Below are 18993 nucleotides of genomic sequence, written 5' to 3'. Positions count from 1 at the left end.
GCGGGGCAGCGGGGCCATACCAGCCAGGTAAGCGGCCGCGCAATCCGTAGCAGCTGGCGAAGCCTGCTGCTAAAAGTGTGTAGCGTGCTTTGCTTCAATGTGAATTGCGACATCACAATTGTGGTGCAAGTACCCGTGCGCTGTAGCCAACAGTAGCGTTCGTCAGGTGTGCGATTCGTAACGCCCATTTTGTGTTTTCGCGCATCCCTCTGATTCAAAACACTTTTCAATCTCCCCTGCATTCCCTCCGCTTCCTGTGGCACACTTTCTGCTGTCTATTCCGTTGTTACATACCTAGTTCCGGTATAGCGGAATAAACATCATCCTGGAGTGCTTGCCATGCATCACCGACCTTCCTTGTTCAAAGCGTGTGTTTTTCTTTTCGCAGCGTCGGCCGCTGCCGTGGGTATGGCCCAGGCGGCGGACAGTAAGCTCGATAGCGTGCTGGCCCGTGGGAAATTGATTGTGGGCACGGGCAGTACCAATGCGCCGTGGCACTTCCAGGGGGCGGATGGCAAGTTGCAGGGTTTTGATATCGACATCGGGCGGATGATCGCCAAGGGGTTGTTCAATGATCCGGGCAAAGTCGAATTCGTGGTGCAGTCGTCCGATGCGCGGATTCCCAACCTGCTGACCGACAAGGTCGACATCAGTTGCCAGTTCATTACCGTGACCGCCAGCCGTGCACAGCAAGTGGCGTTCACGCTGCCTTACTACCGCGAAGGTGTCGGCCTGTTGCTGCCGGCGAACAGCAAGTACAAGGAAATCGAAGACCTGAAGGCCGCCAACGACAGCGTCACGGTGGCGGTGCTGCAGAACGTGTACGCCGAAGAACTGGTGCATCAAGCCTTGCCCAAGGCCAAGGTCGATCAGTACGACAGCGTTGACCTGATGTACCAGGCCGTGAACTCCGGCCGTGCCGACGCCGCAGCCACCGATCAGTCCTCGGTGAAATACCTGATGGTGCAGAACCCTGGCCGTTACCGCAGCCCGGTCTACGCCTGGAGCCCGCAGACTTATGCGTGCGCCGTCAAACGTGGCGATCAGGACTGGCTGAACTTCGTTAACACCACCCTGCATGAAGCCATGACCGGCGTTGAGTTCCCGACTTACGCGGCCTCCTTCAAGCAGTGGTTCGGTGTCGAGCTGCCAACCCCGGCCATCGGTTTCCCCGTCGAATTCAAATGATCCCGTGAGAGCGGGGCGGTTCCGATCGCCCTGTTCAAGGTACTGTTGACCATGAACTATCAGTTGAACTTTGCCGCCGTGTGGCGCGATTTCGACACCTTGCTGGCGGGGCTCGGTCTGGGCCTCGAACTGGCGCTGGTGTCGATCGCCATCGGCTGCGTGATCGGCCTGATGATGGCGTTTGCTTTGCTGTCAAAGCATCGCGCATTGCGGGTACTGGCGTCGGTGTATGTGACGGTGATCCGCAACACGCCGATTCTGGTGTTGATTCTGTTGATTTACTTTGCGTTGCCGAGCGTGGGTATTCGACTGGACAAGATCCCGTCGTTCATCATCACCCTGTCGCTGTATGCCGGGGCTTACCTGACCGAAGTGTTCCGTGGCGGGTTGTTGAGCATTCCCAAGGGACTGCGTGAGGCCGGCTTGGCCATCGGCCTGGGCGAGTGGCAGGTCAAGGCCTACATCACGGTGCCGGTGATGCTGCGCAATGTACTGCCGGCCTTGTCGAACAACTTCATTTCGCTGTTCAAGGACACCTCGCTGGCGGCCGCGATTGCCGTGCCGGAGCTGACCTATTACGCGCGCAAGATCAATGTCGAGAGCTACCGGGTGATTGAGACCTGGCTGGTGACCACAGCGCTCTATGTTGCGGCCTGTTACCTCATTGCCATGATGCTGCGTTACCTCGAACAGCGTCTGGCGATCCGCCGTTAGGAGGCCCCATGTACGAATCCCCTGGTTGGTTACACGAGTTATGGGTGGCGCGGGAAGTCTTGTGGCAAGGCTTTCTGACCAGTGTGCAGGTCTCGGCCCTGGCAATTTTGCTGGGCACGATGGTTGGCATTGTCGCTGGTCTGGTGCTGACCTACGGCAATGTCTGGATGCGCACGCCGTTTCGCTTTTACGTCGACCTGATTCGCGGTACGCCGGTATTTGTATTGGTACTCGCCTGCTTCTATATGGCGCCTGCATTGGGCTGGCAGATCAGCGCGTTTCAGGCCGGTGCCTTGGGACTGACGCTGTTTTGCGGTTCCCACGTCGCAGAGATCGTGCGTGGCGCGTTGCAAGCGTTGCCCAGTGGACAAATGGAAGCGAGCAAGGCGATTGGCCTGACGTTTTATCAGTCCCTCGGTTACGTGTTGTTGCCCCAGGCACTGCGGCAGATTTTGCCGACCTGGGTCAACTCGTCCACCGAGATCGTGAAGGCGTCGACACTGTTGTCGGTGATCGGGGTGGCGGAAATGCTGCTCAGCACCCAGCAGATCATCGCCCGGACGTTCATGACCCTGGAGTTTTACCTGTTCGCCGGATTTCTGTTTTTCGTCATCAACTACGGCATCGAATTACTCGGCCGGCACATTGAAAAGCGGGTGGCCTTGCCATGACTCAAGCTCAACTCTCAAATGCAAAAGACGCCAACGCACAAAATGGTCAGGCCCTGCTGGACATTCGCGGCTTGCACAAGCAGTACGGCAAGCTCGAAGTGCTCAAAGGCGTCGACCTGACGATGCAGCGCGGTAACGTCGTCACGCTGATCGGCTCCAGCGGTTCGGGCAAGACCACGCTGCTGCGCTGCGTGAACATGCTCGAAGAATTTCAGGGCGGGCAGATCATGCTCGATGGCGAGTCCATCGGTTATGACGAGGTCAACGGCAAGCGTGTGCGTCATGCGGAAAAAGTCATCGCCCGGCATCGCGCGATGACGGGCATGGCGTTCCAACAGTTCAACCTGTTCCCGCACCTCACCGCGTTGCAGAACGTCACGCTGGGTCTGTTGAAGGTCAAAAAACTGCACAAGGACGAGGCGGTTGCACTCGCTGAAAAATGGCTGGAGCGGGTCGGCTTGCTGGAGCGACGCAATCACTACCCCGGTCAGTTGTCCGGTGGTCAGCAGCAGCGCGTGGCGATCGCCCGGGCGATTGCAATGAACCCGAGCCTGATGCTGTTTGACGAAGTCACCTCGGCCCTGGATCCGGAACTGGTCGGCGAAGTGCTGAGCGTGATCAAGGGGCTGGCCGAAGACGGCATGACCATGCTGCTGGTGACCCACGAAATGCGATTTGCGTTCGAGGTCTCGGACAAGATCGTTTTCATGAATCAAGGGCGGATCGAAGAGCAGGGGCCTCCGAAGGAGCTGTTCGAACGCCCGCAATCGCCGCGTCTGACGGAATTTCTCAAGAACACGCGTTTTTAATTATCCACTTTCAAATCAGGAGAAACACTCATGAGCATCACTCGTTACGGCACCGGTAGCACCGCCGGTGGCGGCCAGCCGCGTCCTTTCGCCCGCGCCGTTGAAGCCGATGGCTGGCTGCACGTGTCCGGCCAGGTGCCGGCGGTGGATGGCGAGATCATTGCAGGCGGCATCGTCGAGCAGACTCACCAGACCATGAAAAACCTGATCGCCATTCTTGAAGAGGCCGGTTATGACCTCAAAGACGTGGTCCGCGCCGGTGTGTGGCTGGAAGATCCACGGGACTTCTGGAGCTTCAACAAGGTGTTTTCCGAGTACTTCAGCCCTGAGCACGCACCGGCCCGGGCCTGTGTGCAGGCAAACATGATGGTCGACTGCAAGGTTGAGATCGACTGCATCGCCTACAAGAAAAAGGCTTGATATTTACGGTGAATTCTTCGCGGGCAAGCCTCGCTCCTACAGGGAATCATCGTCTGTAGGAGCGAGGCTTGCCCGCGAAGGCGGCCTAACAGTCACCGCAGCACTCTGGTTAAACTCCCGACGAATTTTATGGGAAGCACTGACATGACCGAAGACACCATCAAGCGCCGGGCCCGCGGTCTGGACCGGGCGTTCGATATCCTCGATTTCCTCAAGGAGATCGGCCAGCCGCTGCGCCCGAATGAAATCGCCAGCGGTATCGGCAGCCCGAAATCCACAGTCTACGAACTGGTGGCGTCCTTGCTGGAGCGGCGGATTCTGGAGGCCGTGGGCAAGGACGGTCACGTCTACCTTGGCCGTCAGCTGTACTTCCTCGGGCAGGCGCATCTACGCCATTTCGACCTGACTCGCGAGGCCGATCTCGCCTTGCAGGATATCGTCAGCCAGACCCATGAAACCGCGCAGATGTGCCTGCTCAACGGGCGCAAATACACCGTGGCGCTGATGAAAGAGGGTGAACGGCATTTCCGCATTTCTTCGGACATCGGCGAGAACGCACCCATCCCCTGGACCGCTTCCGGGCGCCTGCTGCTGGCGCACCTGAGCGACCAGGAAATCGTCGAACTGATCGACCATGACGACTTCATCCTGCCCGGCGGCCAACGCTTGCCGGTGGATCAGTTCCTCAAGGAAATTCGTCAGGCCGGTATCGATGGGTTCTTCTCTTTCGATAGCGTCGCCGACACCTTTACCCATTGCTTCGCCGCCCCGGTCAAAGACCCGCACGGCGTGGCCATTGCGACCCTGTGCATTGTCGCCCCACGGGACGATGCCAAGACCCATTACAACGACTACCGTCGGGTGCTGATCGACAACGCCAACAGCCTGGCCCGTCGCATCAACGAATAACAGCGGCCGCTCGCGACCGCGAAAATGTGAGGAGTTCGACCATGTCTTCTGCCCTAAATACTGCTGCCGTGGAGAAGGGCTTTGCCCAGACCGGCGCCAACCTGGTACGCGATGTCAGCCTGCCGGCGCTGGTGCTGCACCGCGAAGCCCTGGAACACAACATTCGCTGGATGCAGGCCTTTGTCAGCAACAGCGGTGCCGAACTCGCGCCCCACGGCAAAACCAGCATGACGCCTGCGCTGTTTCGCCGCCAGCTCGACGCCGGGGCATGGGGCATCACCCTGGCCAGCGCCACGCAAACCCGTGCGGCGTATGCCCATGGCGTGCGTCGGGTGCTGATGGCCAACCAATTGGTCGGTACGCCAAACATGGCGCTGATCGCCGATCTGCTGGCAGACCCGACGTTCGACTTCCATTGCATGGTCGATCACCCGGACAACGTCGCTGACCTGGGGGCGTATTTCGCTTCTCGCGGCGTGCGGCTGAACGTGATGATCGAGTATGGCGTGGTCGGCGGTCGTTGCGGTTGCCGGACTGAAGAAGAAGTGGTCGCACTGGCCAAGGCCATCGCCGCCCAACCTGCGTTGGCGCTGACCGGCATCGAAGGCTATGAAGGCGTGATCCACGGTGATCATGCGGTCACGGGCATCCGCGAATTCGCCGCGTCATTGGTGCGCCTGGCCGTGCAGTTGCAGGACAGCGGCGCCTTCGCCATTCCCAAGCCGATCATTACCGCCTCGGGCTCGGCCTGGTATGACCTGATCGCCGAATCCTTCGAAGCACAGAACGCCGGCGGGCGTTTCCTCAGCGTGCTGCGCCCCGGCAGTTATGTGGCGCACGACCATGGCATCTACAAAGAAGCGCAATGCTGTGTGCTCGACCGTCGCAGCGGCCTGCACGAAGGTTTGCGCCCGGCGCTGGAAGTCTGGGCCCATGTGCAGTCATTGCCGGAGCCAGGGTTTGCAGTGATCGCCCTGGGTAAACGCGACGTGGCCTACGACGCCGGTTTGCCGGTGCCGCTGCTGCGTTACAAGGCCGGTGTGGTGCCGGCGAAGGGCGATGACGTCAGCGCCTGCACAGTCACGGCGGTAATGGACCAGCATGCGTTCATGACGGTGGCGCCAGGGGTTGAATTGCGAGTTGGCGATATCATTTCATTCGGTACTTCGCACCCGTGCCTGACGTTCGACAAGTGGCGGACGGGGTGTCTGGTGGATGAACAGCTGAATGTCATCGAAACCATGGAAACCTGTTTTTAGGTTTGAGACCGAGGTGCGGCTTTCGCGGGCAAGCCTCGCTCCTACAAGAGCGGGCACCGTCCCCGTAGGAGCGAGGCTTGCCCGCGAAGGCGACCTGCGAGACAACAAAGAAACCCCAGAGACCCCCACACCATGAACACCATCAGCACACTCGGCCCGAACACTCCGCGCATCGCCCTGATCGGCGAATGCATGATCGAGTTGCAGCGACGCGCCGACGGCAGTCTGCAACAGAGCTTCGGTGGCGATACCCTGAACACGGCGGTCTACCTGTCCCGGGAGCTGGGCGCGGGCGGCACGGTGGATTACGTCACCGCCCTGGGCGATGACAGTTTCAGTGATGCCATGTGCCAGAGCTGGGCCGATGAAAACATCGGGCTGGGCATGGTTCAGCGTTTACCCGGCCGATTGCCCGGTTTGTATTGCATCCAGACCGACGCCGCCGGCGAGCGGCGTTTTCTTTACTGGCGCAATGAAGCCGCCGTCCGTGATTGCTTCACCACCCCGGCTGCCGCTCCGATCCTGCAAGCACTGCCGGATTACGACGTGCTGTATTTCAGCGGTATCACCTTGGCCGTGCTCGGTGTACAGGGGCGGGAAAAGTTGCTGGAAACCTTGATCGAAGCCCGGCAACGGGATGCGCGGATCGTGTTCGACAACAATTACCGGCCGCGTTTGTGGGCCTCGATCGAAGAGGCTCGAGCGGCTTATCGCAGTGTTCTGCCTTACGTCGACCTGGCGTTACTGACTGTCGATGACGAACAGGCGTTGTTCCATTTCTCCGATTGCGACGCAATATTTGCCGCTTACGAGCAGATTGGCACGCCTGAAGTGGTGCTCAAGCGCGGCGCAGAGGCGTGTTTGATTCGCTGTGATGGCGAGTCGTTTGAAGTGCCGGCGCAGGTGGTCGAACGGGTGGTAGACACCACGGCGGCGGGGGATTCATTCAGTGCCGCGTATTTGGCCAGCCGCCTGAAAGGGGGCAGCCCGGTCGAGGCGGCGCAGGCTGGGCATTGGCTGGCGAGTCGAGTGATTCAGGTGCCGGGGGCGCTGATCCCGAGATAAGCGGTGAATGGCCGCTGGCTGCACCATCGGTTCGCGAGCAAGCTCCCACAGTTGACCGCATCTAAATGTGGGAGCGAGCTTGCTCGCGATGGGGCCCAAAAGCCAACCCCATCAATCCCGGTAAAACACCTGCACCAGGTGATACCCGAACTTGCTCTTGATCGGCCCATGCACGACCCGTAGCGGCTTTTTGAAAATGACCGCGTCAATCACCCCCACCATCTGACCTGGCCGTACTTCACCCAGGTCGCCGCCGCGCTTGCCGGACGGGCAGGTCGAGTATTTCTTGGCCAGTACATCGAACGCTTCGCCCTTGGCGATGCGTTGTTTGAGCTGCTCGGCTTCTTCCGAGGTTTTCACCAGAATATGGCGGGCTTGAGCTTTCATTGGGGCAGATACCTTGCAACGGTGGTGACAGCGGGGCGCGCGATTATGCCTTAACTCAGTCCGGTTGGCCGATCATCGTGCGAATCTTGTTGGCCAACAGGTCGATGGAAAAGGGTTTAGCCACCATGTCCATGCCTTCCTCGAGGAAACCCTGGCGTTCGGTGGCTTTCTCCGCGTAACCGGTCATGAACAGCACTTTGAGTTCGGGGCGGTGCTGACGAGCGATTTCCGCCAGTTGTCGACCGTTCATCCCCGGTAGCCCGACATCGGTCACCAACAGATCGACCCGTAGATCAGACTCCAGCAGGGGCAGGGCGGTCTTCGCGTCTTCGGCTTCATGGGCGTGATAACCCAGCTCATTGAGCAAGTCGAGCACCAGCATGCGCACTGCCGGATCGTCTTCCACCAACACCACCGTTTCACCGGCAATCGCTGCCGGCGGTTCACCAGTGACCGGAATCAGGATATTTTCCGGCTCCACGGCGTACAGCCTTGGCAGGTACAAACGAACGCTGGTGCCCTGGCCGGGCAGGCTGAACAGGCTTACGTGGCCACCCGATTGCTGGGCGAACCCGTAAATCATTGACAACCCGAGGCCGGTGCCCTGGCCGATGGGTTTGGTGGTGAAAAACGGGTCGAACGCCTTGGACAGCACCGACGGCGTCATGCCGGAGCCGTTGTCGCTGACGGCAATCATCAGGTAATCCCCGGCCTTGACCGGTTCCAGCGTGGAAATGTCACTGCTGTCGAGGTACATATTGGCGGTTTCGATCAGCAACTCGCCGCCATCGGGCATAGCGTCCCGCGCGTTGATCACCAGGTTGAGCAGTGCGTTTTCCAGTTGGCTGACGTCGGTGCTGACTGGCCAGACTTCATCGGCCAGTTGCAGTTTGAGTTCGATATGTTCGCCCTTGGTGCGGCTGAGCAAATCTTCCAGTGAATGGATCAGCTTATTGACGTTCAGCGGTTTTCGATCCAGCGACTGACGCCGGGAGAACGCCAGCAGGCGGTGGGTCAACGCGGCGGCGCGATTGGCCGAGGACACGGCGGCTTCGGCGAAACGGCCAATCTCGGCGGCACGCCCGTCGGCGATGTAGCGCTGCATCAAATCAAGGCTGCCGATGATTCCAGTGAGCATGTTGTTGAAGTCATGGGCGATGCCCCCGGTGAGCTGTCCGACCGCTTCCATTTTCTGTGCATGCCGCAAGGCCTCTTCGGCGCGCTCGCGTTCGAACATCTCGTTTTGCAGTTTTTCGTTGGCTTCGGCCAACTGCCGGGTTCGGGCGGCGACCCGTTCCTCCAGGGTTTCATTGAGATTGCGCAGGGCTTCTTCAGTCTGTTTGCGCTCGGTTTCATCGATCACAAAGATGTAGAAACCATTCACCGCCCCATCCGGGCCGTGGCGCGGCAGGAAGTTCATCAGTGCCTGGCGGGTGCTGCCATCGCGGTGCGGGGTGCTGACGCTGAAAGAGCAAGCCTTGCCGGCCAGCGCCTCGGCGATGTGTTCGGCGCGCAAGGCATAGGCTTCCTCGCCCAGCACTTCAAGAATGGTGCGCCCATAAAGCTCCTGGGGCGTCAGGCCATACCAGTCCAGGTACGCGGAATTGTTCAGGCGAAAGCGTTCCTCGCGGTCCACGTAGCTGATCAGGATTGGCATGGCGTTGATGATCAGCTGCAGCTCGGTCTGGCTCTGGCGCAGGGCTTGCTCGGTGTTTTTGCGCTCGGTCAGGTCAAGCGCGGCACCAAGAAACCGGATCGGCCGGCCATGGTGGTCCTTGTAGCAACGACCCCGGGCAAACACCCAGCGCAGTTCGCCGTCGGGCTGCAGCAGGCGATATTCTTCAGCGTATTCGCTGCCATGGGCGATCGAGTGCTTGATGCCGCGGGCGACCATGGCGCGGTCTTCCGGGTGCACGGCCTGGAGGTAGGCGCTGATGGGCAGCTGGCTGGCGAGCAGCGGGTCGATCCCGTGCAACTGGGCGAAGCGGGCGTCGGCAATGAAGCGGTCTTCGCCAATGTCCCAGTCCCAGGTGCCGACGGCATCGGTGGCGGCGAGAGCGAGTTGCAGTCGCTCCTCGGTTTCGTGCTGGGCCTTGAGGCTGGCCGCCGAGCGCTGTTCAAGTTCGAGGGCAATACGTCGGCGCTCGTTGGTTTCAATCGCCGTGACCAGAATTCCGGCGACCTCGGCGCTTTCATCGCGGATCGGGCTGTAAGTCAGGTCCAGCCAGAAGTCGGAATCACGACCGTCGCGCTGCAAGGTAAAGCGCTGTTCGCTGTAAGTTCGCACCTGGCCTTGTAGGACGGCGCTGTAAATCGGGTCGGTAAAGTCTTTGAGTTCTGGCCAGATCTGGTGTGTCGGTTGTCCGAAAGCGTGCGGATGCTTGCTGCCGGCGAGGAGGGCGAAGCCGTCGTTGTAGATTTGCGTGAGCGCTGGCCCCCACAGCAACAGCATCGGCATCGGCGAATGAATCACGATGTCCACGGCGGTTCGCAGGCTCTGCGGCCAGGTACTGGCAGCGCCCAGGGGCGTGCATGTCCAGTCCAGTCTGGCAATCAAGGCCTGGGCATCGCTGCCGATCGGTGTTGCGCTCATCTAAATGTCCTGCCTAAGTCGGTGTAGCGGCATCTACTATCCTTGGCGGGTAGTAGATGCTGGATGACCCGCGTCGGGTCTTTTTTCATTGAATGCTTCGCGGGTGCTTTTTGCCATGGAAATCGATGCACTGTTGAAACTGTTGGCCAGCCAGAATGGCTCCGATCTCTACCTGTCCACCGGCGCGCCACCCAGCGCGCGGTTCGACGGTGTCCTTAAATCGTTGGCGGACCCGCCGTTCAATCCGGGGGAAATTGCGGCCATTGCTGCGTCCATCATGGACGCCGAACAGCGCCTGGAGCTCGACCGGGAGCTGGAAATGAACCTGGCCATCTCGCTGCCAGGGATCGGGCGCTTCCGGGTCAATATCTTCAAGCAGCGCAATGATGTATCGATCGTGGCGCGCAACATCAAACTCGACATTCCGCGTTTCGAAGACCTCAAGTTGCCGCTGGTGCTGCTCGACACGATCATGCTCAAACAAGGCCTGATGCTGTTTGTCGGCACCACCGATTCGGGCAAGTCTACCTCGCTGGCGGCGTTGATCGATTACCGTAACCGCCACAGCAGTGGCCATATCATCACCATCGAGGACCCGGTCGAGTACATCCACCGCCACAAGAAGTCGATCATCAACCAGCGGGAAGTCGGCGTCGATACCCGCAGTTTTCATGCGGCCTTGAAAAACACCCTGCGCCAGGCACCGGACGTGGTGCTGATCGGTGAAATCCGCGACCGCGAGACCATGGAGCACGCGCTGGCGTTTGCCGATACCGGCCATCTGGTGATTTCCACCCTGCATGCTCATAACGCCCATCAGGCGCTGGACCGGATTATCAATTTCTTCCCTGAAGAGCGCCGGTCGCAACTGCTGCATGACTTGGGCAACAACCTCAAAGCATTCGTTTCCCAGCGATTGGTGCGCACCCGCGATGGTCAGCGCCGGGCAGCGGTTGAAGTGATGCTGGGGACACCGACCATCGGCGATCTGATCCGGCGCAACGGGTTCGACGAGCTCAAGGGGATCATGGAAAAGTCTGCGGAACTGGGGATGCAGACATTTGACTGTGCGCTTTATACGCTGGTCGTCGAAGGTTCGATCACCGAGGAAGAAGCGTTGAAGCATGCGGACTCGGTGAACAATTTGAGGTTGCGGCTCAAATTGCACATCGAAGCATCACCGGGCGTCCATTCCCCTCCAGGCGAATGGGGCCTGATGGACTGACACAACCCAAAACTGTGGGAGCGAGCCTGCTCGCGAAGGCGTTGTGTCAGTCAATAATGATGTTGCCTGACTCACCGCCTTCGCGAGCAGGCTCGCTCCCACAGGAGATTTACGGCGTCAATCATTGAGCTCGGGGCGATTGCGGAATTGCTCCAGCGCTTCGGGGTTGGCCAATGCATCGGTGTTTTTCACCGGTTGGCCATGCACCACGTTCCTCACCGCCAGCTCGACCACCTTGCCGCTGATTGTCCGGGGAATGTCCGTCACCGCGACAATCTTAGCCGGCACGTGCCGAGGCGTGGTGTTGGCACGAATGACCTGACGAATCTGCTGCTCCAGCGCCGCGTCCAGTGCCACACCGTCGCGCAAGCGCACGAACAGCACCACCCGCACGTCATCCTGCCAGTGCTGACCGATGGCGACGCTGTCGATGACCTGCGGGACTTTCTCGACCTGACGGTAGATTTCCGCTGTGCCGATTCGTACGCCGCCGGGGTTGAGCACGGCGTCCGAGCGTCCGTGGATCATCATCCCGCCATGAGGCAATTGCTCGGCGTAATCGCCCTGGGCCCAGACACCGGGGAACTGCGTGAAATAGGAGGCGCGCAGTTTTTCTCCGGTGGGGTCGTTCCACAAGCCGACGGGCATCGCCGGAAAGTGCCGGGTGCAGACCAGTTCGCCTTTCTCACCGATGACCGGTTGACCGTCGTCGTTCCAGACTTCGATCGCCATGCCCAGGCTTTTGCCTTGTATCTCGCCACGGCGTACCGGTTGCAGCGGATTGCCGTTCACAAAGCAGGAAACGATATCGGTACCGCCGGACATCGAGGCCAGGCACAGGTTGGTCTTGAAGTCGCGGTAGACGTAGTCGTAGCTCTGCGGCGACAGCGCGGAGCCGGTGCAGAGCAGCGTTTTCAGGCTGCTCAGCGCATGGCTTTGCCGCGGGTTCACGCCGTTGCTTTCCAGGGTTGCCAGGTACTTGGGGCTGGTGCCGAACACGCTGATGCGTTCGTCGTCGATCAAGTCGATCAGGCGCTCCGGATCGGGATGGAACGGCGAACCGTCGTACAGCACCACGGCGCTGTTCACGGCCAGGGCCGACACCAGCCAGTTCCACATCATCCAGCCGCACGTGGTGTAGTAGAACAATCGGTCGCCGGCTCCGAGATCACAGTGCAGCCCGTGTTCCTTGACGTGTTGCAGCAGCACGCCGCCGGTGCTGTGAATGATGCATTTCGGCACGCCAGTGGTGCCGCTGGAATAGAGGATGTACAGCGGATGCGCGAAGGGGACGGCAACGAAATCCGGCTCGCCGCCCGGGCTGTAGAAGTCTTCCCACAGCGCCACTTCGGCTTCGGTGTGGAAGTCTTCGATACGCGCCTGGGGCCGCGCATAAGGCACGACGATCAACTGCACTAATGAGGGCAATCGTTCGAGGATTTCATTGACCTTGGCACTCTGGTCAATTTCTTTGCCGGCGTAGCGGTAGCCGGCGCAGGTGATCAGCACCTTCGGCTCAATCTGGCCGAAGCGGTCGATCACGCCTTGAGTGCCGAAATCCGGCGAAGAACAAGACCAGATCGCGCCCAGGCTGGTGGTGGCGAGCATGGCCACGAGTGTTTGCCAGGTGTTCGGCATGCACGCGGCCACGCGGTCGCCGACGACGACGCCAGCGGCGATCAAGCTGTTCTGAAAACCGGCGACATGCTCCGCCAGTTCGCCCCAGGTCAACTGTTCGCGCTGGCCGTTCTCGCCAACTGCCACCACCGCCACGGCATCGTCACGGCGGCGCAGCAAATGTTCGGCGAAGTTCAGGGTGGCGCCGGGAAACCATTGGGCGCTGGGCATTTTCTCGCCTTCCACCAGCACAGCGTCCGGTTGATCGTGAAAGCGAATGTCAAAGAAATCGACGATGGCCTGCCAGAATGCAATCCGCTGATCGATGGACCATTGATGCAGGGCCGGGTAGTCGTCGACGTGGAGGTGGTGCCGCTGATTGATGAAGCGCCGAAAGGCCTCCATGCGGGTCTTGCCGATGCGCTCGGCGCTGGGTTGCCAGAGAATGTCGGACATGGCTTGCCTCTTCTTGTATCTGCAGATCCATTCGCGGGCAAGCCACGCTCCCACAGGTTTCGGCGTTAACCACAAACCTGTGGGAGCGTGGCTTGCCCGCGAAGAACGATAACGCGGTCTGGTGGCGTGCTACTGCGCCAACCACCCACCATCAATATTCCACGCCGCGCCACGCACCTGGCTACCGGCCTCACTGCACAAAAACAGCACCAGCTCGCCCAATTGCGGCGGCGTCACGAACTCCAGCGAAGGCTGCTTCTCGGCCAGCAAATCATGCTGCGCCTGCTGCGGGTCGATTCCGCTCGCGGCGCGGTCATCGATCTGCTTTTGCACCAGCGGGGTCAGCACCCAGCCCGGGCAGATCGCATTGCAGGTGACGTGGGTGGTGGCCGTTTCCAGCGCCACAACCTTGGTCAAACCTATCACCCCATGCTTGGCCGCTACATAGGCAGCCTTACCCACCGACCCCACCTGGCCATGCACCGAGGCGATATTGATGATCCGGCCCCAATTCTTCGCACGCATGCGCGGCAGGCAGAGGCGGGTGCTGTGAAACACCGACGACAAGTTGATCGCGATGATCGAGTCCCAGCGCTCTACGGGAAAATCCTCCACTGAAGCAACGTGCTGGATGCCGGCGTTATTGACCAGAATGTCGATGCCGCCGAACTCACGTTCGGCGTAAGCAATCATCTCGGCGATCTGCACCGGGTTGCTGACGTCGGCCGGGTGATGACCCACCCTGCCGCCAAACTGCTGGACCTGCGCGATGACTGCGCCGGCATCGCCGAAACCGTTGAGGACCACGTTAGCGCCAGCCTTGGCCAGGCTGAGGGCGATGCCCAGGCCAATGCCGCTGGTGGAACCGGTAACCAGTGCAGTCTTGCCCGATAGAGTCGTCATGAATACCTCACACAATGCCAGTGGCGTAGAAAGTGCCGATCACTACGAAGACCGCCAGGGTCTTGATGATCGTAATACAGAAAATGTCTTTATAGGCCTCACGGTGGGTCAGGCCGGTGACCGCCAGCAACGTGATCACCGCGCCGTTGTGCGGCAGGGTGTCCATGCCACCACTGGCCATGGCGGCGACCCGGTGCAGCACTTCCAGCGGAATATTGGCGGCGTGGGCCGCGCTGATAAAACTCTCGGACATCGCCGCCAGCGCAATGCTCATGCCGCCCGACGCGGAACCGGTGATGCCGGCCAGCAAGGTGACGGTAATCGCTTCGTTGACCAGCGGGTTGGGGATGCTTTTGAGCCAGTCGGCCAGCACCAGGAAACCCGGCAAGGAGGCGATCACCGCACCGAAACCGTATTCCGAGGCGGTGTTCATCGCCGCGAGCAGCGCGCCACTGACCGCACTTTTACTGCCTTCGGCCAGTTTGCTGCGAATCGCCTGGAAGCCGAACACCAGTACCATGATGATACCGACCAGCAAGGCCGCCTGAACCGCCCAAATGGCCGTCAGTTTGGCGATTTCGGTGGTCACCGGCGCGGCCATGCCCGGCAGTGCAAGGGTGTGGGTCTTGCCGTACCACTGGGGAATCCACTGGGTGAACAACAGGTTCATGATGCCGACCGCCAGTAGCGGCGACAGCGCGATCCAGGGGTTCGGCAGCTTGATGTCGGCCGCGGTTTCCGGCTCATTGCGCAACTCGCTGCCGTAGCCTTCACCCGAGCGCAGGGCCTTGTTGCGTTGGCGTTGCAGAAACAGCATGCCGGCGCAGAACACGAAAATCGCGCCAATCACACCCAGCCACGGTGCAGCCCAGGCGGTGGTGTTGAAGAAGGTGCTGGGGATGATGTTCTGAATCTGCGGTGTGCCGGGCAGGGCGTCCATGGTGAAGGAGAACGCGCCGAGGGCAATGGTCGCCGGGATCAGGCGTTTGGGTATGTTGCTCTGACGGAACATTTCAGCGGCAAACGGGTAGACCGCAAACACCACCACAAACAACGACACGCCGCCGTAAGTGAGCAGCGCGCAGACCAGCACGATCACCAGCATGGCCTGGCGAGTGCCCAGCAGGCCAATCGCCGCCGCGACGATGGAGCGCGAGAAACCCGACAGTTCGATCAGCTTGCCGAACACGGCACCGAGCAGGAACACCGGGAAATACAATTTGATGAAGCCGACCATCTTCTCCATGAACACCCCGGTGAAGGCTGGGGCGACGGCGGACGGGTCGGTGAGAAGGACAGCGCCTAGGGCGGCAATCGGGGCGAAGAGAATAACGCTGTAGCCACGGTAGGCCGCGAGCATCAGCAGCGCGAGGGCTGCCAAGGCAATGATCACACTCATGGTGTGTCTCCTGGATTGTTATTTTTTTAGGGTGGAACGTTGCGGTGGAGGGCCTTAGCGAGTTTCGTGCCATGCGTTCAAGTTATTGAAAACTAAGAATATATTGCAATGTTTGAGTGGATTTGAGGATCGATGTCTTGAATTTGAGACTTATGTTGTTGATACCGGCCTCATCGCGAGCAAGCTCGCTCCCACATTTGATCGGGTTCTACCAAGTAACTCGGTCAAATGTGGGAGCGAGCCTGCTCGCGATGATCTGTCTATGTATGGAGATTTATGTCTCACTACAGAGACTCGACAATCCCCAACGCCACCATCTTCTTGTACAACGTTGACCGCCCCAACCCCAGCCGCGCCGCCGCGTCGATCACCTTCCCCTTGCATTGCACAAGGGTAGTTTCAATTAACTGGCGGTCAAATCGCTCCCGAGCCTGGCTAAAGGTTTCATGGGCAACCACATCGATGGCCACCGGTGCGTCACGCTCCACCAGGGTAATTGTCCCAATGGCCGCCTGGATATCCGCTGCATTCAGCATCAATTCATCACTGAGCAACGCCGCACGTTCCAGCACATTGCGCAATTCTCGAATATTGCCCGGCCAGGCATGTTGCCCCAGCAATGCCAGTGCTTCGCGGTTCAGTTCATGCTGGCTGCGCAGTTCCTCAAGAATCGCTTCACTCAGGGCCGGCAAGTCATCGAGGCGATCACGCAACGGCGGCACGTTGATGGGCAGCACATTCAAGCGGTAATACAAGTCGGCGCGAAATTCGCCGCGTTTGATCGCCGCTTCCAGGTCAGTGGACGTCGCCGCGATCACCCGCACATCACTCTGAATGACTTCGTTGGAGCCCACCGGCTCGAATTCCTTTTCCTGCAACACCCGCAGCAGCTTGCTTTGCAACGGTAACGGCATGTCGCCGATTTCATCGAGAAACAGCGTACCGCCCTGGGCGATCTGCAACTTGCCAGCCCGGCCTTTGCGATCGGCACCGGTAAAGGCCCCGGGGGCGGTGCCGAAGAATTCCGCTTCCAGCAGCGACTCGGGAATCGCCGCGCTGTTGATGCTGACAAACGCTTTGTGCGCCCGTGGCGAAGCGCCGTGTATCGCCTGCGCCAGCAATTCCTTGCCGGTGCCGGTTTCACCGAGCAGCAACACTGGAGACTCGGCGCTGGCACTGCGCCGGGCGCGGCGTTTGACTTCCAGGCTGGCGGCGCTGGTGCCAATGAAATGGGCGAAGTTGTACTTGGTCTGCCGTGCCCGCAGCAGCGATCGGGTGGAAGCGAGCTCTTCCTGCATGCTCATGTAGCGCTTGAGCATTGGCGACAGGCTGCGCAACTCGTCGAACAACGCAAAACCGATGGCACCGATCACCACGCCAGCATCGTCATGAATCGGCAGGCGCATGACCACCAGCGGTTCATTTGAGGTGTCCTGCATGTCGAGCAGAATTGGCCGGCCGGTGCGCACCACCTCGCGCAGCAAGCTGCCGGGGATCACGCTTTCGCAGGCCTTGCCGATGGCCACTTCGGCTGATTCCAGACCAAAACGCCGGGCGTAGCGCTCGTTCATCCAGACGATGTTGGCGTCGCGGTCGACAATCACTGTGCCTTCGCTGGACTGCTCAATGATCTCGAACAGCGAGCGGATTGCCAGCAGGCGCACGCGCTGGTAGTCCTTGAGGCTTTCGGTGGTGTTCATGGATGCAGATCCTGGTTGTGTGTTGCTGGTGCCGGCCCCTTCGCTACGGATCACCTCGTCTGTAGGCGCGAGGCTTGCCCGCGAAGGCCACGACACGGTTTTGTGCCTACCGCGGATGCGCCGCTGCCAACAACTCTTTGGTATACGGGTGCTGCGGCGAATCGAACACGTCATGGCTGGCGCCGCTTTCCACCACTTTGCCATCCTTGATCACGATCATGTCGTGGGCCAGGGCGCGGACCACGGCCAGGTCGTGACTGATGAACAGGTACGTCAGGCCGTGTTTTTCCTGAAGCTGGCGGAGCAGGGCGACCACTTGCTTTTGCACCGTGCGATCCAGCGCCGAGGTGGGCTCGTCCAGCAGAATCAGCGCCGGTTTAAGCACCAGCGCCCGGGCAATGGCAATGCGTTGGCGCTGCCCACCGGAGAATTCGTGCGGGTAGCGATGCCGGCTTTGCGGGTCGAGGCCGACTTCTTCCAGGGCTCGAATCACTTCGGCCTTGCATTCCTCAGCGCTCAGCTGGCTATGCACTTCAAGGCCTTCGCTGATGATCTGCGCCACCGACATGCGCGGGCTGAGGCTGCCGTAGGGGTCCTGAAACACCACCTGCATTCTTTTGCGCCACGGCCGCAGCTGCTTTTGCGTCAGGCTATCCAGCGCCTCCCCCTCGAAGTGAATGCTGCCCTCTGAATCGAGCAGGCGCAGAATCGCCTGGCCCAGCGTCGATTTGCCGGAACCGGATTCGCCGACAATGCCCAGCGTCTTGCCACGCTGAACATTCAGGCTGATACCGTCCACGGCTTTCAGGTACGTCTTGCGCTGAAACAATCCGTCACTCAGGGCGAATCGCACCGTCAGATTGTCTACTTCCAGAACGTTTTCGCGCTCGTTGCGGGGCAGGGCTTCGCCTTCGGGCTCAGCGTTCAGCAACAAGCAGCTGTAAGGGTGTTTGGGCTCGGTGAACAGCGTCTCGCAGGGCGCCTGTTCGACGATCTCCCCCGCCTTCATCACACACACGCGTTGGGCAATGCTGCGCACCAGATTGAGGTCGTGGCTGATCAGCAGCAGGGACATGCCGAGCCGCTGTTGCAGGGATTTGAGCAGCAGCAGGATCTTGCGCTGTACCGTCACGTCGAGGGCGGTGGTCGGTTCATCGGCGATCAGCAACTCCGGCTCACAGGACAGGGCCATGGCGATCATCACCCGTTGTCGTTGGCCACCGGACAGTTGATGGGGGTACGCCTTGAGCCGTTCTTCAGGTTTTTGAATGCCCACCAAATGCAGCAATTCGAGAATCCGTGCGCGCGCGGCCTTGCCGGTCAGGCCTTTGTGCAACAGCAAGGTTTCACCGATTTGTTTTTCGATGTTGTGCAGCGGATTGAGCGAAGTCATCGGCTCCTGAAAGATCATCGCAATCCGGTTGCCGCGCAGTTCTCGCAGGACTCTGGACGACGCGCCAAGCAGTTCCTTGCCGCGATATTGGATGCTGCCAGTGGACTCGGTGCCGGTTTCGGGCAGCAGCTGCAGGATCGAATGCGCCGTTACGGATTTGCCGGAGCCTGACTCGCCGACCAGCGCCAGGCATTCACCGGGCCGGATGTCCAGGCATAGGTTGCGCACCACGGTCTGACCGTTGAAGGCCACGCTGAGGTCACGGATTTCGATCAGGTTGTTCAT

Annotated in this window: 16 protein-coding genes; 9 read left to right on the top strand and 7 right to left on the bottom strand. The window is 60.1% G+C overall.

Translation table 11 applies throughout. From position 1 onward, the window contains the following. Positions 1–339 precede the first annotated feature (339 nt). The 8 genes from ACM6IR_RS07755 (at position 340) to ACM6IR_RS07720 (ending at position 7035) form a co-directional block, all read left to right on the top strand. Positions 340–1188 carry a transporter substrate-binding domain-containing protein gene (locus ACM6IR_RS07755; protein ID WP_414907147.1) on the top strand — a complete coding sequence of 283 codons (849 nt, stop codon included), beginning with the start codon at positions 340–342 and terminating at the stop codon, positions 1186–1188. A 51-nt stretch (positions 1189–1239) separates the two neighbouring features. Continuing rightward, positions 1240–1902 carry an amino acid ABC transporter permease gene (locus ACM6IR_RS07750; RefSeq protein WP_414907146.1) on the top strand — a complete coding sequence of 221 codons (663 nt, stop codon included), beginning with the start codon at positions 1240–1242 and terminating at the stop codon, positions 1900–1902. Positions 1903–1910: 8 nt separating this feature from the next. Further along, positions 1911–2573 (top strand): amino acid ABC transporter permease, encoded by a 663-nt coding sequence (locus ACM6IR_RS07745; RefSeq protein ID WP_414907145.1) that lies wholly within the window; start codon positions 1911–1913, stop codon positions 2571–2573. Further along, positions 2570–3382, top strand: a complete 813-nt coding sequence (locus ACM6IR_RS07740; protein ID WP_414907144.1) for an amino acid ABC transporter ATP-binding protein — start codon at positions 2570–2572, stop codon at positions 3380–3382. The genes ACM6IR_RS07745 and ACM6IR_RS07740 overlap by 4 nt, the downstream gene beginning before the upstream one ends. Before the next feature lie 30 nt (positions 3383–3412). After that, positions 3413–3802: a RidA family protein gene (locus ACM6IR_RS07735; protein ID WP_414907143.1), complete on the top strand. Its 390-nt coding sequence runs from the start codon at positions 3413–3415 to the stop codon at positions 3800–3802. Positions 3803–3946: 144 nt separating this feature from the next. Next, positions 3947–4711 (top strand): IclR family transcriptional regulator, encoded by a 765-nt coding sequence (locus ACM6IR_RS07730; RefSeq protein ID WP_414907142.1) that lies wholly within the window; start codon positions 3947–3949, stop codon positions 4709–4711. A gap of 41 nt (positions 4712–4752) precedes the next feature. Then, a complete protein-coding gene (locus ACM6IR_RS07725; RefSeq protein WP_414907141.1) occupies positions 4753–5970 on the top strand; it encodes an amino acid deaminase in 1218 nt (405 codons plus the stop codon). A gap of 132 nt (positions 5971–6102) precedes the next feature. Beyond that, entirely contained in the window at positions 6103–7035 is a 933-nt protein-coding gene (locus ACM6IR_RS07720; protein ID WP_414907140.1) for a sugar kinase, read from the top strand. A 111-nt stretch (positions 7036–7146) separates the two neighbouring features. Here the strand turns inward: ACM6IR_RS07720 and ACM6IR_RS07715 are convergent, their stop codons facing one another. Together ACM6IR_RS07715 and ACM6IR_RS07710 are read right to left on the bottom strand one after the other, a co-directional pair. After that, positions 7147–7422: a peptidylprolyl isomerase gene (locus ACM6IR_RS07715; protein WP_007898282.1), complete on the bottom strand. Its 276-nt coding sequence runs from the start codon at positions 7420–7422 to the stop codon at positions 7147–7149. Positions 7423–7477: 55 nt separating this feature from the next. After that, the gene (locus tag ACM6IR_RS07710) at positions 7478–10015 is read right to left on the bottom strand and encodes a PAS domain S-box protein (protein WP_414907139.1); all 2538 of its coding nucleotides are present in this window, start codon (positions 10013–10015) and stop codon (positions 7478–7480) included. Positions 10016–10130: 115 nt separating this feature from the next. Between ACM6IR_RS07710 and ACM6IR_RS07705 the strand changes: the two genes are divergently transcribed. Then, entirely contained in the window at positions 10131–11240 is a 1110-nt protein-coding gene (locus ACM6IR_RS07705; protein WP_414907138.1) for a PilT/PilU family type 4a pilus ATPase, read from the top strand. A gap of 117 nt (positions 11241–11357) precedes the next feature. On the opposite strand, the gene ACM6IR_RS07700 is transcribed toward ACM6IR_RS07705, so the two are convergent. The 5 genes from ACM6IR_RS07700 to ACM6IR_RS07680 form a co-directional block, all read right to left on the bottom strand. After that, positions 11358–13313, bottom strand: a complete 1956-nt coding sequence (locus tag ACM6IR_RS07700) for an acetoacetate--CoA ligase (RefSeq protein ID WP_414907137.1) — start codon at positions 13311–13313, stop codon at positions 11358–11360. Between the two features lie 129 nt (positions 13314–13442). Continuing rightward, a complete protein-coding gene (gene hbdH / locus ACM6IR_RS07695) occupies positions 13443–14216 on the bottom strand; it encodes a 3-hydroxybutyrate dehydrogenase (RefSeq protein WP_414907136.1) in 774 nt (257 codons plus the stop codon). Between the two features lie 7 nt (positions 14217–14223). Beyond that, a complete protein-coding gene (locus ACM6IR_RS07690) occupies positions 14224–15615 on the bottom strand; it encodes a GntP family permease (RefSeq protein WP_414907135.1) in 1392 nt (463 codons plus the stop codon). 284 nt (positions 15616–15899) lie between these two features. Beyond that, on the bottom strand, positions 15900–17315 hold the full coding sequence (locus tag ACM6IR_RS07685) for a sigma-54 interaction domain-containing protein (protein WP_414907134.1): 1416 nt from the start codon (positions 17313–17315) through the stop codon (positions 15900–15902). Between the two features lie 106 nt (positions 17316–17421). Further along, positions 17422–18993: an ABC transporter ATP-binding protein gene (locus tag ACM6IR_RS07680; RefSeq protein WP_414907133.1), complete on the bottom strand. Its 1572-nt coding sequence runs from the start codon at positions 18991–18993 to the stop codon at positions 17422–17424.

It is taken from the genome of Pseudomonas sp. IT-P253, from assembly GCF_949768125.1.
GTDB lineage: Bacteria > Pseudomonadota > Gammaproteobacteria > Pseudomonadales > Pseudomonadaceae > Aquipseudomonas.
The sequence above is the reverse complement of the archived record's forward strand: the minus strand, read 5'-3'. Positions and strand labels throughout refer to the sequence as shown.